Origin of the sequence: Streptomyces sp. TSRI0107 (assembly GCF_001905845.1) — a bacterium.
Classification (GTDB): Bacteria; Actinomycetota; Actinomycetes; order Streptomycetales; family Streptomycetaceae; genus Streptomyces.
In genome coordinates this window covers 307,520-323,640 of the sequence record NZ_LIVZ01000009.1, presented here as the reverse complement: position 1 = coordinate 323,640, position 16,121 = coordinate 307,520, and the positions used below count along the sequence as shown (strand labels likewise).

Below are 16,121 nucleotides of genomic sequence, written 5' to 3'. Positions count from 1 at the left end.
GTGCCCACCAAGCGATCTTTGATGCTGCTCGCTCCCGCCTTCGCCGCCGCCCTCGTGCTGTCCCCGGCCGTCACCGCGCAGGCCGTGGCCGCCCCGGTACAGACGTGCGCCACGCAGGACACCGACGGTGACGGCGAGGTGGACTTCGTGGTGCTGGACCGGGACGGTGACGGTCGGACCGACGCGGTCTCCATCGGCGACGGCGAACAGACGGTCGTCACGGAGAATCACTCTTGCGTGACCGACCTCGACACGGGAGACAACACCGCGTCCACCACCCAAAGCAGCCGCGCGGACGACGACGTCGCGGCCGTCGACCAGGACAACAGCGCGGATGCGAACCAGCTCCCGCGCGAAGAGCCGGGCGACGACATCGCAGTCGTCGACCAGGATCACGGCGTGGACGTGCTGAACGACCCGGGCATGAGCGTCACCGACCCGCAGGACGAGCATGCCGGCGACCCAGGAGACAGCACGGCGAGCACCACGCAGTCCGGGGACACCGAGAGCCACGAGGAGCCCAGCGGCGGAGACTGAGCGTGTCAGGCGGACGGGCTCCGCGTCAGCCTGGCCACCTGCTTGTCGACCAGGGCGTCGAGCGGGAAGGGGGCGGTGTGCTCCGTGCCGCGGTCGCTGATGTCGGCGGTGAGGGAGCCCACCCGGACGAAGACGTGGCGGTCGGTCAGGGTCGTGCCGTCCGGGCCGTCCATGCTCAGCTCGAAGGCGACGGCCTCGTCACCGAGCGCCGGGGCGGCCGACACGGCGACGCGTGAGTCGAGCCTGCCTTCAGGGGTCTTTCCCTGCAGCGACTCGCAGCTCTCCAGCCCTTCCTCCAGCAGCCGGAACTGTTCCTGTGCGCCGGTGCCGCTGAAGGAGGCCAGCCACGTCCGGGCGCTCCAGCGGTCGTCCTGCCACCAGTCCTGGATGACGGACGTGGACGCGTCGTGCATGACGAGTGCGTCGAGCACCTTCTGGCAGTCCGGGCGCTTCGAGGCGATGCGCGGGTACTCGGGCGCCGGAGCCTGTTCGGACGTCCCGTCGGTCTGCGGCATGTCCGTGTCCCGCAGCAGCAGGGCCTTCAGCTGAGGCGTCGTCAACGGCCGCGACTCCGAAGGGGAGGGGGAGGGGGAGGCGGACTTCGACGGCGATGCCGTCGCCGACGCCCCCCGTGCCCCGGACGACTCCTCTCCCAGGCACCCGCCCAGGACGAACACCCCGGCGACCATCGCGGCACTCGCCGCGCCCACACGCCTTGCCCCCACTGCCACTCCCCGATCCGGTTCCCCTGGACGCGTAGACGGTACGGCCAGGCGACATGTGCGGCGGTACCGGGGTCAGGAGACGAGCGAACGGCCTGTGGGCGCCAGCCGCAGGGTCCGGGGGGCCGCGGTCTGCTCCCGCTCCAGGGCGGGAAGGATCCCGTCCCGTACGCGGGGGTGGGCCAGTACGGCGGCGAGGTGCCGCCGGTGGGCGCTCTCACCGGGGTACGAGGTCAGGACCACGGCGACGTTCTCCCCGGTGCGGACAGGCAGCCTGGGGAACGTGTTGGGTGCCGTCTCGCTGGTCAGGGCCGCGAGCGGGGCGGGCCCGGTCTCCGCGAGCGCGGGCAGGAGGCCGTCCCGGATCAGGGTGATGCCGTGGTGCCTGCCGGGCGGGAAGGACCACACGGTGGCGGCCACGAACCGGGCCGGCGACGGCGAACCGGCCGGGGCCCGCTCGGGCGGGGAGACGGCGAGACCGCTCCCGTCCGACAGGGGGCGCAGCAGCAGGACGTCGTCGGAGTCGGTCATCGTGGCGTTGGCCCGGGGGCCGTGCTCGGCCCAGACGGGGCCGCCGTAGAAGGAGGTCAGCGCCCGGTGCCGAACGGTCATGTCGCGGAAGCCGCGCAGCCAGACGAAGCGGTCCGGATCGTCGAGGTCCCGGAACTGGCCGAGCACGACCATCCCGGTCTCCTCCTGGGTCTCGACGAACTCCCGGTCGAACAGCTCGATGAGCTCGTCGCGCCGGCCGGGCCGCAGCGTGTACTGGCGCAGCTCGATCACGGCGGGGCGGTCGGCGGGGGCGGTGGAGGGCACGGCGGGCTCCTGGTGGTGGTCGTCGCGTTCAGCGGGCGCGAGCCGACGGTAGGGGAGCCGTGTGCCAGGAGCTGTCAGGGTTTCGGCCGCCGTGGAGAATGCGGGCCATGTCTGCCGGTCGACTGCTGTCGGTGCTGCTGTTGCTGCAATCGCGGGGCCGCGTGTCCGCGCGAGGGCTCGCCGAGGAGCTGGGCGTGTCCGTGCGCACCGCCTACCGTGACCTGGCGCGGCTGCAGGCCGCCGGCGTGCCGGTCTACGCGGAGACCGGGCGGGGCGGCGGATACCGGCTGGTCGACGGCTACCGCACCCGTCTGACCGGGCTCAGCGAGGGCGAGGCGCGGGCGCTGTTCCTCGCCGGGCTGCCCGGTCCCGCCGCCGACCTGGGGCTCGCGGCGGAGGTGACGGCGGCACGGCTGAAGCTGCTGGCCGCGCTGCCGGCGGGGCTGCGCGAGGAGGCCGCGCGGACCGCCGCGGTGTTCCACCTGGACGCTCCCGGCTGGTACCGGGAACCCGAGCCGACGCCGCGTCTGCCGCTGTTCGTCGACGCGGTGCTCACCCGGCGGGCGGTGGACGTGCGCTACCGCCGCTGGCGCGCGCCGCAGGAGGTGCGCCGCCGGCTGCGCCCGTACGGCCTCGTGCTCAAGTCCGGCACCTGGTACCTCGTGGCCGCCGCAGAGGACGGGCCCGCGGAGGATCGGGCCGAGAAAGACCCTGCCGCGAAAGACCGGACGGCGAACGATTGGGCCGCGAACGATCGGGCCGCGAGCGACCGTGCCGCGACGTACCGCGTGACCCAGGTCCTGGACGCCGTGCTGAGCGACGAGCGGTTCGACCGGCCGCCGGGTTTCGACCTCGGCGCGTACTGGGCCTCCTACCTGGAGGACTTCCGGAGCCGCCGCTACACCGGCACGGCCACCGTCCGTCTGTCCCCACGGGGACGCCGGCGCCTGCCCGACAACGTCCCGCCGGAGGTGGTGCGGGCCGTCGACGACACCGCGACCGCCGTCGGCGAGGACGGCTGGGTCGAGGCGGTCATCCCGGTCGAGAGCACCGAGCACGCCTGCGGTGAGCTGCTGCGGCTCGGCGTGGATGTCGAGGTCGTCGCGCCGGCCGAGCTGCGCCGGGCCATGGCCGACATCGTCGGCGTGCTCGCCAGGGCCTACGGACCCGGCGCCTAGGCGGCGTCCGCGTCCCCCTGGGACTCCTGAGGCCTCTTGGTGATCTTGGGCATGCGTTCCCCGGGCGACCGGCGCAGCAGCTTCAGGGAGCGGCCCTCCACCCAGGCGTTCCACGCCTTGAGGTAGTAGAGCAGGTGCTCACGTGAGTCGTCCTTGCGGCGGTGGCGTTTGCCGGCCGCCATGCCGAGCATCGTGTTGCGCAGGATCAGACGCGGGTCGGCCTCGGAGAGGCCCGCGCCGCTGAGCAGGCCGTCGTACCAGGGGGTCTGGTCGATGTCGGGGCGTTCGCGGGACGTCACGTACCAGCCGATCGACGCGGCCGTGACCGTGACACGTGAGGCGCGGTGGATGGCGATGCCGCGGTTGATGGCCTCCCGCATGTCGGGATGCTGTTCCAGGATCGTCAGCAGCTGGTCGTTGGAGACCTGCGACGAGCCGCCCGACCAGTGGGCGTCCGGGGAGGTCAGGAAGAGCTGGAGGCCGCGCAGGGCGGCCGCCAGGTGGTTGCTGTTGGCCTCGCCGGCCAGGGAGAGCGCGTCCCGGCCGGTGCGCTTGCGGCCGGTGTCCATCACGGTGAACGCGGCCCTCGGCACGCCGTGCGCGACGAGCATGTCCACCGCCCGGCCCGCCTTGACGACCGCGTGCAGCCGGTGCTGACCGTCGACCAGCTTGCCCTGTTCGTCGAACGCGATGCCCTGGTGGGTGAGTTTCCACTCGCCGCGCTCGATGGCCCGGGTGAGGTGGGTGACCGTCGGCCGGCTCAGGGGGCGGTTGGAGGTGTTGAGCTCCAGCCACTCCTGAGCCAGATCGGGCGTGACGGTCCGCACTTCGGTGTGCAATGGGGCTCCTTGTGCATCAACTCGCCCTGAAACAGGCGTTGTCGGGCGATGCTAGCGGCAGCCGCGGGCCCGGGAGGGCGATTGCGGAAACCCCGTACACGGCGGCCCCGGATGTGGTCTCCTGGCCGGTCAGGGGCGGTTCGCGGGCACTACTGCTGCTGCTTGCGCGCCAGCTCCGCCAGCACCCGGTACAGCGGTTCCGTGGCCCGCCGCCGGTACTCCTGGATCGACCAGCCGTTGCCGTCGGGGTCGGCGAAGTACATGAACGTCGCCCCGTCGTCCGGCGCGTACCGCACCGGCTCCGACACCTCCAGACCCCGCTCGACCAGCTCCGCGCGGGCCGCCTTGATGTCGGCGACGCACAGCTGGAGCCCCTGGTAGGAGCCCGGCGCCGGCGTCGGGCCCTTGGTCAGCTCCCAGAGGCTGTCGCCGAGGGCGATGGAGCAGCCGGAGCCGGGCGGGGTCAGCTGGACGATCCGCATTCCCGGCATGACCTCCTCGTCGATGTCCACGTGGAAGCCGACCTTGTCCCGGTAGAAGTCCCGGGCGCGGTCGACGTCGCTCACGGGCAGCGGGATCACTTCCAGGGTGAGGTCCATGGTGAGGTCCATGTACGAGACTCCTTCGCCGGCGCCGGACGTCCTGCAGACCTACGACTCGAACCGCCAGCGCGTCTGGCTGAACGGCTCCCCCTTACCGAAGCCGAAAACCGTGCGGGGCGCCACCGCGTAGACGGCGGCCCGCCCGGGGCCGTGGTGGAAATACCCTTCCCGTACTTCGAAGTGCCAGAAGTCGCCGTACTTCGTCTCCCACGCAGCCGCCAGCTCGCGCAGCCGGCCGTCGTCCGTCACGCGCACCGCCTCGCCCTCGACGACCACGTCGTAGCCCTGGTTCCAGGTGTTGGTGCCGGTCGTCAGCACCACCCGCGGGTTCTCCGCCAGGTTGCGCGCCTTGCGTTCCTCCGGTCCCGTGCAGAAGTGCAGCGCGCCCGCCGACCACACGGCCGGGACCGGCGTCACGTGCGGGCGCCCGTCCGGTCGTACCGTCGAGATCCAGAACAGCTCGGCCGCGGCCAGCAGCGACTCGGCGCGCGGCCACGGTGTCGCGGTGGCCTTCTCGTCGCTGTACCGCGCGTCGAGCCGGGTGTGCGGGTGCCTGTCGGTCATGGTCGGTCCTCCCGATCTCACGTCACGTCCCTGCTTCACGTGTCACGAGTACAGACTTGGTCCACCCGTCGAACTCATCGCGGCCCGCGCACCCCACTGCGGTTAGGCTCGGCTCGTACGACGGTGATCTCGTACGACGGGATCCGGAACGGGAGGCCTGGGATGACGGCGCCGGGGCGCAGAAGCAGTACCTTCACGCGGCTGCTGCGGCACGGCTTCACCGACGCCACCGCCGCCGAACGGCTGCTGGACAGCGACGAGCTCGCGCCGGTGCGCAACGACCCCGTCCTGCTGGAGGCGCTGGGCGCCACCGCCGACCCGGATCTGGCCCTGCGCGGTCTGCTGCGCCTGCTGGAGGCGCAGCCGGCGCCCGCCGACCGCCGGGAACTGCTCGACACGGTGATAGCGGCGAAGCCGCTGCGCGACCGGCTGCTGGGAGTGCTCGGCGCCTCCGCCGCGCTCGGCGAGCATCTGGCCCGGCACGCCGGTGACTGGCGGGCGCTCGCCAGGTACGAGCCGCGTGACCTGCACCCCGGCGTGGAGGAGTTCGAGCGGGGCCTGGCGGCGGCGTCCGACCCCGTCGCGCTGCGGGTCGCGTACCGGCGCTGCCTGCTCTCCATCGCCGCCCGGGACGTGTGCGGCACCACCGATGTCGCCGACACCGCCGGTGAGCTGGCCGACCTGGCCACCGCCACCCTGCGCGCGGCGCTGCGCCAGGCCCGCGCGGACGCGCCCGAGGACGCCGCGATCTGCCGGCTCGCGGTGATCGCGATGGGCAAGTGCGGCGGTCACGAGCTGAACTACGTCTCCGACGTGGACGTCATCTTCGTCGGCGAGGCCGCGGAGGGCGCCGACGAGAGCAAGGCGCTCAAGGCGGCCGGCAAGCTCGCCTCGCACATGATGCGGATCTGCTCGGAGACCACCGTCGAGGGGTCGATCTGGCCGGTCGACGCCAATCTGCGGCCCGAGGGCCGCAACGGTCCCCTCGTGCGCACCCTCAGCAGCCATCTCGCCTACTACCAGCGCTGGGCCAAGACCTGGGAGTTCCAGGCCCTGCTCAAGGCCCGCCCGGTCGCCGGCGACCGGGAGCTGGGCGAGCAGTACATCGCGGCCGTGGCGCCGCTGGTGTGGCAGGCGGCCGAGCGGGAGAACTTCGTCGCCGACGTGCAGAAGATGCGGCGGCGCGTGGTGGAGAACATCCCCGTCGCCGAGGTCGACCGGGAGCTGAAGCTGGGGCCCGGCGGGCTCCGGGACGTCGAGTTCGCCGTCCAGCTGCTGCAGCTCGTGCACGGCCGGGCGGACGCCACGCTGCGCAGCGGCACCACCCTGCACGCCCTGCGGGCGCTGGCCGCCGGCGGGTACGTGGGACGCGCCGACGCCACCCAGATGGAGGACGCGTACCGCTTCCTGCGCTCCATGGAGCACCGCATCCAGCTGTACCGGCTGCGCCGCACCCACCTGGTCCCCGAGGCCGAGGACGACCAGCGGCGCCTCGGCCGGTCGCTGGGCCTGCGCACCGACCCGGTGGCCGAGCTGAACCGCGAGTGGCGGCGGCACGCCGCCGTCGTACGCCGGCTGCACGAGAAGCTGTTCTACCGGCCGCTGCTCGACGCGGTCGCCCAGCTCGCCCCGGGCGAGGCCCGGCTCAGCCCCGAGGCGGCCCGCGAACGCCTGGTCGCCCTCGGCTACGCCGACCCGGCCGCCGCGCTGCGCCACCTGGAGGCGCTGGCCTCCGGCGTCACCCGCAAGGCCGCCATCCAGCGCACCCTGCTGCCGGTGCTGCTGGGCTGGTTCGCGGACTCCGCCGACCCCGACGCGGGCCTGCTCAACTTCCGCAAGGTGTCGGACGCGCTCGGCAAGACGCCCTGGTACCTGCGGCTGCTGCGGGACGAGGGCGCCGCCGCGCAGAACCTGGCCCGGGTGCTGTCCGCCGGCCGGCTCGCCCCCGACCTGCTGATGCGCGCCCCGGAGGCGGTGGCGCTGCTCGGCGACGGCGACGGCGCGGGACTGGAGCCGCGTACGCGTGCCCATCTGGAGCAGGAGATCCTCGCCGCCGTGGGCCGCGCCGGGAACGGCGAGCAGGCGGTCACCGCGGCGCGCGGCGTACGCCGCCGGGAGCTGTTCCGTACGGCCGCCGCCGACATCGTCGGCTCCTACGGCACCGAGGACCGGCCCGCCGAGGCCGATCAGGGCGCCCTGGTGGACCGGGTGGGCGCGGCCGTGTCCGACCTGACCGCCGCGACCCTCGCGGGCACCCTGCGCGCGGTGGTCCGCGAGGGCTGGGGCGACACCCTGCCGACCCGGTTCGCGGTGATCGGCATGGGCCGCTTCGGCGGTCACGAGCTGGGCTACGGCTCCGACGCGGACGTGCTGTTCGTGCACGAGCCCAGGGAGGGCGTGGACGAGCGTGAGGCCGGTGACGCCGCGAACCGTGTCGTCGCCGAGATGCGCCGGCTGCTCCAGGTGCCCAGCGCCGACCCGCCCCTGCTGATCGACGCGGACCTGCGCCCCGAGGGCAAGTCCGGGCCGCTCGTACGGTCCCTGAAGTCGTACGAGGCGTACTACCGCCGCTGGTCCCTGGTCTGGGAGTCACAGGCGCTGCTGCGAGCGGAGCCGGTGGCCGGCGACGCGGACCTGGGCCGCCGGTTCGTCGAGCTGATCGACCCGCTGCGCTACCCCGCCCGCGGGCTCGACGACGACGCCGTACGCGAGATCCGCCGGCTGAAGGCCCGCATGGAGTCCGAGCGGCTGCCCCGGGGCGTCGACCCCAAGCTGCACGCCAAGCTCGGTCCGGGCGGCTTGTCCGACGTCGAGTGGACCGTCCAGCTCCTGCAGATGCGGCACGGCGCGGCCCACGAGGCGCTGCGCACACCGCGTACGCGCGAGGCGCTGGCGGCGGCCCGCGAGGCCGGTCTGATCTCCGCCGAGGACGCGGCGACCCTGGACGAGGCATGGGTGCTGGCCACCCGGGTGCGCAACGCGGTGATGCTGGTCAGGGGCCGGGCGGGGGACACCTTCCCGTCGGACGGGCGGGAGCTGGCGGCCGTGGGCCGGTACCTGGGCTACGGGCCGGGGCACGTGGGCGACATGCTCGACGCGTACCGGCGTACGACGCGGCTCGCGCGGGGCGTGGTGGAGGAGCTGTTCTACGGCGCGACGTGAGCCGCCCCCCGCCGGGGCGCCGCCGACCCGGCCCGCCGCGGCCGGCGGGTCAGCGCCACCCCCAGCAGCACGACCGCCATCCCCGCGACCACCCGTGCGCCGACGTCCTCGCCCAGCACCAGCGCCCCGAGCGACACCGACACCACCGGCAGCAGATAGCCGACCGTCGCCGCGGTCGTCGCGCCCTCGTCGGCGATGATGCGGTAGTTCAGGTAGAAGGTCACGCCGGTGCCGAGCACACCGAGCGCGGTGACCGCCAGCAGCGCCGTCAGGTCGGCGTCGACCGGGCCGGCCACCGGCAGGGCGAGCCCGGTCCAGGCGGTTGCGGTCAGCAGCTGCGCCGCCGACAGCGCCAGCGGGGCGCGGCGGTCGCCGAGATGGCGGGCCATGTACGCGAACGCCACGGCGTAACTCGCGGCCGCGGCCAGCAGCGCCGCCGCGCCCCAGCTCAGCAGGCCCGAGCGCTGCCAGGGCGCGAAGATCAGCACCGTACCGGCGAAGCCGAGCAGCAGCCCGGTCAGGCGCACCGGGCCGAGGCCACGGTCGGTGCCGAGCAGGAGACCGGTGAGCAGGGACCACAGGGGAGTGGTGGCGTTCAGGACGCCCGCGACACCCGAGTCGACGGTCTGCTGACCCAGGCTGAAAAGGGCGAACGGCAGGGCGTTGCAGAACAGCGCGGCCACCACGAGATGACGCCACGTGGCGCGGGCGCGGGGCAGCCGCTGGCCGGCCCGGCGGGCCAGGAGGAGCAGTACGGCGGTGCCGAGGGCGCACCGGGCGATGGTGATCTGGGCGGGGGACAGGCCGTGGGTGAGCGCGACCTTGATCCACAGGAAGGCGGAGCCCCACAGGAGGGCGAGGGCGGCCATACGGAGAGTGGAGGCGAGGGGCATGGCTCCACGGTCCGCGCCGCGAGGCTTCAGGACAAGTGAAGAGTTCTTACGCTCCTTTAAGCTCAACTGCATGCGGCTTGATGTGCGACGAATGCAGGTGCTGCGGGCCGTCGTCGGCACCGGATCGGTGACCGCGGCGGCCGCGCGGCTCGGTTACACGCCCTCCGCGGTCAGCCAGCAGATCGCGGCACTGGAGAGGGAGGCCGGCACGGAACTGCTGGAGCGGGTGGGGCGCGGGGTGCGGCCCACGGCGGCCGGCGTGCTGCTGACCGAGCACGCCGACGCGATCGCCCGGCGGGTCGCCGAGGCCGAGACCGCGCTCGCCGATCTGCTGGCGGGACGCACCGGGCGGCTGTCGGTGCGGTACTTCGCGACGGCCGGGGCGGCACTGGTCGCCCCGGCGGTGGCCCGGCTGCGGGCGATGCATCCGGGAGTGCGGGTCGAACTGCGGCTGGCGGACGCCCGCGATCCGCTGCCGGACGTCAGGGAGGGCCGGGCGGACCTGGCCCTGGTCGTCGGCCGGCCGGAGACGGCCGACGAGGGCGACGGCGTACGGCTGCTGCGGCTGCTGGACGACCCCTACCTCGCCGTCCTGCCCAGGAGCCACCCGCTGGCCGCCCGCCGCGGCGTGGACCTGGCGGAGCTGGCGGAGGAGCCCTGGGTGGGCAGCGAGTGGCCGGGACCGTGCCTCGACGCACAGCTCGCCGCCTGTGAGGCGGCGGGGTTCCGGCCCCGCTTCGTGGTCGACAGCGAGGACTACGCCACCGCCCAGGGCTTCGTCGCGGCGGGCCTCGGCGTCACCCTGATCCCCCGCCTCGGCCTCGGCGGCCGCCACCCGGAGGTCGCGGTACGCCGCCTGCGCTCCCCGGAACCGGCCCGCACCATCAGCGTCGCCCTCCGAGCCACGGCACCTCCGCAACCGGCAATGACCTCTTTCATCGAGGCGCTGCGGGAGGCGGCGGAGACCGGCGTAAGCGGGGCAGGCTGACGCCGGGCCTTACGCCTTGGTCGGCAGGAACGCCCGCCTCGTCGCGGTCCCCGGCGTCGGCGCCAGCCTCGGCAGGGCGTGCGGAAGGGCGCCGTACCAGACCCGGACCACCCCGTAGCCGAAGCCCAGGCAGAGGATTCCGCCCACCGCGTCCAGCCAGAAGTGGTTGGCGGTGGCGACGATGACGACGAGGGTGGCGGCCGGGTAGAGCAGGCCCAGGACGCGCACCCAGGGCACGGTGGCCAGCGCGAAGATGGTCAGGCCGCACCACAGGGACCAGCCGATGTGCATCGACGGCATCGCCGCGTACTGGTTCGACATGTTCTTCAGGTCGCCGGACGCCATCGAGCCCCACGTCTGGTGGACCAGCACGGTGTCGACGAAGTGGCCGCCGTTCATCAACCGGGGCGGGGCGAGCGGATACAGGTAGTAACCGACCAGGGCCACGCCCGTCGTCGCGAACAGCACCAGCCGGGTCGCCGCGTAGCGGCCGGGATGACTGCGGTACAGCCACACGAGCACGCCGAGCGTCACCACGAAGTGCAGTGTGGCGTAGTAGTAGTTCATGCCCACGACCAGCCAAGTCACCGCGTTGACCGCGTGGTTGACCGACTGTTCGACAGCGATGCCGAGCTGTTGCTCGGTCTTCCAGATCCAGTCCGCGTTGCGCAGCGCCGCCGCCTTCTGCTCCGGTACGGCATTGCGGATCAGCGAGTACGTCCAGTAACTCACCGCGATCAGCAGGATCTCGAACCACAGCCGGGGGCGGCGCGGGGTGCGCAGTCGACGCAGTACGCTCTGTTCGGTCTTGCCCGATTCGTCCGCGACAGCGTCCGCGACGGGTTGCGGAACGGCCTCTTCTCGGCCTTCCAGTGTCGTCACGGTCGTCTCACCCATGGGCACAGAGTCTGCCAGAAAAGCGTTCCCTCACCGATCATCCCCCGGTCGGGTTCCGGTCGCACGTTCTCCGCCGTACGGACACCTGCCCGTACCGCGGGAGCACGGCGCCCGGCCCCGCACACTCCGCCTTACGGACGATTTCGGTCCCCGGGGGCCGAAGCGGTCGAACCGCGCACCACCAGTTCCGGCATGAACACGAACTCGCTGTGCGGCGCGGGCGTCCCGCCGATCTCCTCCAGCAGCGTGCGCACCGCGGCCTGGCCCATCGCCGGCACCGGCTTGCGGACGGTGGTCAGCGGCGGGTCGGTGAAGGCGATCAGCGGGGAGTCGTCGAAGCCGACGACGGAGATGTCCTTCGGGACGTCGAGGCCGAGCTGACGGGCCGCGCGTATCGCCCCCAGGGCCATCATGTCGCTTGCGCACACCACGGCCGTGCAGTCCCGGCCGATCAGCGCGGTCGCGGCGGCCTGGCCGCCCTCCAGGGTGTACAGCGAGTGCTGGATCAGCTCGGACTCGACCGTCTCCGCGGACAGCCCCAACTGGTCCTGCACGGCCCGTACGAACCCCTCGATCTTGCGCTGCACCGGCACGAACCGCTTCGGGCCGAGCGCGAGCCCGATCCGGGTGTGACCGAGCGAGGCGAGATGCGTGACCGCCAGCGTCATCGCCGCGCGGTCGTCGGGGGAGATGAACGGCGCCTGCACCTTCGGCGAGAAGCCGTCGACGAGCACGAACGGCACACCCTGCGCCCGCAGCTGCTCGTAGCGCTGCATGTCGGCGGTGGTGTCGGCGTGCAGCCCGGAGACGTAGATGATGCCCGCGACCCCGCGGTCCACCAGCATCTCGGTCAGCTCGTCCTCGGTCGAGCCGCCGGGGGTCTGGGTGGCGAGCACCGGGGTGTAGCCCTGCCGGGTCAGCGCCTGGCCGATGACCTGGGCGAGGGCCGGGAATATCGGGTTCTCCAGCTCGGGCGTGATCAGGCCCACGAGACCGGCGCTGCGCTGCCGCAGGCGCACCGGACGCTCGTAGCCCAGGACGTCGAGCGCGGCCAGCACGGACTGGCGGGTGGTGGCGGCGACGCCGGGCTTCCCGTTGAGGACGCGGCTGACGGTCGCTTCGCTCACCCCCGCCTGCGCAGCGATGTCCGCAAGCCGTGTGGTCACAGGGTGGGACTGTACCGGGCGGGTCTCGCCTTGCCCACCAACCGGACGCCGGGTGCGAGCGGCTGGTCGGCCCGCTCCGGGTTGCTGCGTCATCGCGTCGTCCCCTTGAAGTCTTGATCGGCCTCTGTTGAAACCATGTGGCAAGAGCTTGCAGAGTCTTGCACAACTCCGTCCGTCCCCGCTCAGTAGCGGTAGGTAGCGGTCTCGAGAAGGCCTACGGCGGGTCACGCGCGGATAACTTCCGAGACGTCTTGCACTTTTTTTCTGCAAGGTCTTTCGCAACTATTGCATCGCTGTTACGTTCACGTCGCCCGGCGGCCGCGATGGCGCAGTCGGTAGGTAAACGGGCTTTCACCCTCAAGGAGAACTCATGCGGCGTGGCATAGCGGCCACCGCGCTGGTGGCGTCCCTCGCTCTCGCGATGACGGCCTGCGGCGGAGACGGCGACAGCGGCGACAAGGCCGACGGGCCGGTCACCATCACCTGGTGGGACACCTCCAACGCCACCAACGAGGCGCCGACCTACCAGGCCTTGGTCAAGGAGTTCGAGGCCGCCAACAAGGACATCAAGGTCAAGTACGTCAACGTCCCGTTCGACCAGGCGCAGAACAAGTTCGACACGGCCGCCGGCTCGAAGGGCGCCCCGGACGTGCTGCGCTCCGAGGTCGGCTGGACCCCGGCGTTCGCCAAGAAGAGCTTCTTCCTGCCGCTGGACGGCACCGAGGCCCTCGCCGAGCAGGACAAGTTCAAGTCCAACCTGCTCGAGCAGGCCAAGTACGAGGGCAAGACCTACGGCGTCCCGTTCACCACGGACACCCTCGCCCTCGTCTACAACAAGGAGCTGTTCGAGAAGGCCGGCGTCGAGGCCCCCAAGACCTGGGACGACCTGAAGAAGGCCGCCGCCAAGATCAAGGCGAAGACCGGCGTCGACGGTTACTGGGGCTCCACCCAGGCCTACTACGCCCAGTCCTTCCTCTACGGCGAGGGCGCCGACACCGTCGACGTCGACGCCAAGAAGATCACGGTCACCTCGCCCGCCGCCAAGAAGGGCTACGGGACCTGGGAGAGCCTGTTCGACGGCAAGGGCCTGCACAAGGCCGACACCACCGCCGACGCCTACGCCCACATCCAGGAGGCGTTCGTCAACGGCAAGGTCGCCTCGATCATCCAGGGCCCGTGGGAGATTACCAACTTCTACAAGGGCTCCGCCTTCAAGGACAAGAACAACCTGGGCATCGCCACCGTCCCGGCCGGCTCCACCGGCAAGGCGGGCGCCCCGACCGGCGGCCACAACCTGTCCGTCTACGCGGGCTCGGACGAGGCGCACCAGAAGGCCGCGCTGAAGTTCGTGAACTTCATGACCTCCGCGAAGGCCCAGGAGACCATCGCCCTGAAGAACAACACGCTGCCGACCCGCGACGACGCCTACACCGAGCAGGTCAAGGCCGACCCGGGCATCGCCGGCTACCAGACGGTGCTCGCGGCCGCCCAGCCGCGCCCGGCGCTGCCCGAGTACAGCTCGCTGTGGGGCCCGCTCGACGACGAACTGCTGAAGGTCGCCGGCGGCAAGGTGTCCCTGGACGAGGGCCTGGCCAACGCCGAGACCTCGATCGCCAAGCTGGTCCCGGACTTCAGCAAGTAAGCCGCGTGGCCGCCGGATCCTCCAGTTCAGAGGGGGAAGGATCCGGCGGCCGTCGGCCTGTGAGCCGTACTGACTGATCTGCCGAATCACTAGAAGGTTGTCGAACCATGACAGTCGCCATCGACCGTGCGACCGGCAAGCGGAGCGGTGACCGCGGTCCCCGGCCCGGGCTGGGCCGGCGTCTCAAGCACAGCTACCAGAAGCACTGGTACGCCTACGCGATGATCGCCCCGGTGATCGTCGTCCTGGGCGCCCTGGTGCTGTACCCCCTTGCCTACGGCTTCTACCTGACGCTCACCGACGCCGACAGCCTGAACTCGGCGCGCACGATCGGTGTCAACGAGATCGAGGCCACCTACAAGTTCATCGGCATCGACAACTACGCCGACATCCTGTGGGGCGAGACCGCCTACGACCGCTTCTGGTCCCACTTCATCTGGACGATCGTGTGGACGGCGGCCTGTGTCGCCCTGCACTACTCCATCGGCCTCGGCCTCGCGCTGCTGCTCAACCAGAAGCTGCGCGGGCGCACCTTCTACCGGCTGATCCTGGTCCTGCCGTGGGCCGTGCCGACCTTCGTCACCGTCTTCGGCTGGCGCTTCATGCTCGCCGACACCGGCCTGATCAACTCCGCCCTCGACTTCCTGCACCTGCCGACCCCGGCCTGGCTGGAGGACACCTTCTGGCAGCGGTTCGCCGCGATCATGGTCAACACCTGGTGCGGTGTGCCGTTCATGATGGTCTCGCTGCTCGGCGGGCTCCAGTCCATCGACAGCACCCTGTACGAGGCCTCCGAGATGGACGGCGCCAGCCGCTGGCAGCAGTTCCGCTACGTCACCCTGCCGGGCCTGCGCACGGTCAGCTCCACGGTGATCCTGCTCGGCGTGATCTGGACCTTCAACCAGTTCGCGATCATCTTCCTGCTGTTCGGCAACACCGCCCCCGAGGCGCAGATCCTCGTCACCTGGGCCTACCAGCTCGGCTTCGGACAGCAGCCGCGCGAGTTCGCCGAGTCGGCCGCCTACGGCATCCTGCTGCTGGGCATTCTGATCGTCTTCACCTCCTTCTACCGCCGCTGGCTGAACCGCGATGAGCAAGCCGCGATCTGAGGCAGGAGCCCCCATGAGCACCACGACCGTCACCAAGTCCGCCACCGCGGACCAGGCCGCCACCGGCTCCGCCCCCACGCCCGCCAAGGTGCGCCGGCGCAGTGAGCGCAGCCTCGCCGCGACCCTCGCCTCCCACGGCCTGCTCACGATCGCGAGCCTGATCGCCCTCTTCCCGATCGTCTGGCTGGTCTTCCTGTCCCTCGGCCCGGACAAGGACGACTATCTGCACCCCGGGCGCATCTGGTCGACGATGACCCTGGACAACTACAGCTTCGTGCTCCAGGAGACCAACTTCTTCGACTGGCTGAAGAGCTCGCTGATCGTCTCGCTCGGCACCACCGTCATCGGCGTGATGATCGCGGCCACCACCGGCTACGCGGTGTCCCGCATGCGTTTCCCCGGCTACAAGAAGTTCATGTGGGTGCTGCTGTGCACCCAGATGTTCCCGATCGCCGTGCTGATCGTGCCGATGTACCAGATCCTGTCGGAGCTGCAGCTCATCGACACCTACCTCGGCCTGATCCTCGTCTACTGCTCCACCGCGGTCCCGTACTGCGCCTGGCTGCTCAAGGGATACTTCGACACCATCCCCTTCGAGATCGACGAGGCCGGCCGCGTCGACGGGCTCTCCCCGTTCGGCACCTTCCTGCGGCTGATCCTGCCGCTGGCCCGGCCGGGCCTGGCGGTGGCCGCGTTCTACAGCTTCATCACCGCCTTCGGCGAGGTCGCCTTCGCCACCACGTTCCTGCTGGACGACGAGAAGTACACCTTCGCCGTCGGTCTGCAGAGCTTCGTCAGCGAGCACGACGCCCAGCGCAACCTGATGGCCGCGACCGCGGTGCTCATCGCGATACCGGTGTCCGCGTTCTTCTACCTCGTGCAGAAGAACCTGGTGACCGGACTCACCGCGGGCGGCACCAAGGGCTGACGCCCGTCCCCCACGACTCCCGCGCCCTGTCCGCGCGGGTGGCGGCCGCGGTGCCCATCCGACCCCGCTGTCACCGCG

15 protein-coding genes are annotated in these 16,121 nt (G+C 71.6%); 7 read left to right on the top strand and 8 right to left on the bottom strand.

What is annotated here, in order from left to right; all coding sequences use genetic code 11:
* Entirely contained in the window at positions 1-537 is a 537-nt protein-coding gene (locus AMK31_RS40720; RefSeq protein WP_158074550.1) for a hypothetical protein, read from the top strand.
* Positions 538-542: 5 nt separating this feature from the next.
* Here the strand turns inward: AMK31_RS40720 and AMK31_RS25695 are convergent, their stop codons facing one another.
* Together AMK31_RS25695 and AMK31_RS25690 are read right to left on the bottom strand one after the other, a co-directional pair.
* Positions 543-1,097 carry a hypothetical protein gene (locus AMK31_RS25695; protein WP_073943002.1) on the bottom strand — a complete coding sequence of 185 codons (555 nt, stop codon included), beginning with the start codon at positions 1,095-1,097 and terminating at the stop codon, positions 543-545.
* 237 nt (positions 1,098-1,334) lie between these two features.
* Entirely contained in the window at positions 1,335-2,075 is a 741-nt protein-coding gene (locus AMK31_RS25690; protein WP_073943001.1) for an NIPSNAP family protein, read from the bottom strand.
* Between the two features lie 107 nt (positions 2,076-2,182).
* Here AMK31_RS25690 and AMK31_RS25685 point away from each other — a divergent pair, with 107 nt between their 5' ends.
* Positions 2,183-3,253: a helix-turn-helix transcriptional regulator gene (locus AMK31_RS25685; RefSeq protein ID WP_073943060.1), complete on the top strand. Its 1,071-nt coding sequence runs from the start codon at positions 2,183-2,185 to the stop codon at positions 3,251-3,253.
* Here AMK31_RS25685 and AMK31_RS25680 read toward each other — a convergent pair.
* From AMK31_RS25680 to AMK31_RS25670, 3 genes are all read right to left on the bottom strand, one after another.
* Positions 3,250-4,092 (bottom strand): hypothetical protein, encoded by an 843-nt coding sequence (locus AMK31_RS25680; protein WP_073943000.1) that lies wholly within the window; start codon positions 4,090-4,092, stop codon positions 3,250-3,252. The two genes, AMK31_RS25685 and AMK31_RS25680, sit on opposite strands and share 4 nt — an antisense overlap.
* 149 nt (positions 4,093-4,241) lie before the next feature.
* On the bottom strand, positions 4,242-4,691 hold the full coding sequence (locus AMK31_RS25675; protein ID WP_073943059.1) for a VOC family protein: 450 nt from the start codon (positions 4,689-4,691) through the stop codon (positions 4,242-4,244).
* 51 nt (positions 4,692-4,742) lie between these two features.
* Complete coding sequence (locus AMK31_RS25670; RefSeq protein WP_073942999.1) at positions 4,743-5,258, bottom strand: pyridoxamine 5'-phosphate oxidase family protein; 516 nt, start codon at positions 5,256-5,258, stop codon at positions 4,743-4,745.
* Positions 5,259-5,420: 162 nt separating this feature from the next.
* On the opposite strand from AMK31_RS25670, the gene AMK31_RS25665 reads away from it, so the two are divergent.
* Positions 5,421-8,420 (top strand): bifunctional [glutamine synthetase] adenylyltransferase/[glutamine synthetase]-adenylyl-L-tyrosine phosphorylase, encoded by a 3,000-nt coding sequence (locus AMK31_RS25665; protein WP_073942998.1) that lies wholly within the window; start codon positions 5,421-5,423, stop codon positions 8,418-8,420.
* On the opposite strand, the gene AMK31_RS25660 is transcribed toward AMK31_RS25665, so the two are convergent.
* Positions 8,405-9,313 carry a DMT family transporter gene (locus AMK31_RS25660; RefSeq protein ID WP_073942997.1) on the bottom strand — a complete coding sequence of 303 codons (909 nt, stop codon included), beginning with the start codon at positions 9,311-9,313 and terminating at the stop codon, positions 8,405-8,407. The two genes, AMK31_RS25665 and AMK31_RS25660, sit on opposite strands and share 16 nt — an antisense overlap.
* Before the next feature lie 91 nt (positions 9,314-9,404).
* On the opposite strand from AMK31_RS25660, the gene AMK31_RS25655 reads away from it, so the two are divergent.
* On the top strand, positions 9,405-10,301 hold the full coding sequence (locus tag AMK31_RS25655) for a LysR family transcriptional regulator (protein ID WP_073942996.1): 897 nt from the start codon (positions 9,405-9,407) through the stop codon (positions 10,299-10,301).
* A gap of 9 nt (positions 10,302-10,310) precedes the next feature.
* Here the strand turns inward: AMK31_RS25655 and AMK31_RS25650 are convergent, their stop codons facing one another.
* A complete protein-coding gene (locus tag AMK31_RS25650; protein ID WP_073942995.1) occupies positions 10,311-11,198 on the bottom strand; it encodes a phosphatase PAP2 family protein in 888 nt (295 codons plus the stop codon).
* 131 nt (positions 11,199-11,329) lie between these two features.
* Positions 11,330-12,364 (bottom strand): LacI family DNA-binding transcriptional regulator, encoded by a 1,035-nt coding sequence (locus AMK31_RS25645; protein WP_073942994.1) that lies wholly within the window; start codon positions 12,362-12,364, stop codon positions 11,330-11,332.
* A 370-nt stretch (positions 12,365-12,734) separates the two neighbouring features.
* Here AMK31_RS25645 and AMK31_RS25640 point away from each other — a divergent pair, with 370 nt between their 5' ends.
* From AMK31_RS25640 to AMK31_RS25630, 3 genes are all read left to right on the top strand, one after another.
* Entirely contained in the window at positions 12,735-14,006 is a 1,272-nt protein-coding gene (locus AMK31_RS25640) for an extracellular solute-binding protein (protein ID WP_073942993.1), read from the top strand.
* Positions 14,007-14,113: 107 nt separating this feature from the next.
* Positions 14,114-15,115, top strand: a complete 1,002-nt coding sequence (locus AMK31_RS25635) for a carbohydrate ABC transporter permease (RefSeq protein ID WP_073942992.1) — start codon at positions 14,114-14,116, stop codon at positions 15,113-15,115.
* A 13-nt stretch (positions 15,116-15,128) separates the two neighbouring features.
* On the top strand, positions 15,129-16,043 hold the full coding sequence (locus AMK31_RS25630; protein ID WP_073942991.1) for a sugar ABC transporter permease: 915 nt from the start codon (positions 15,129-15,131) through the stop codon (positions 16,041-16,043).
* The last annotated feature ends 78 nt before the right edge of the window (positions 16,044-16,121 follow it).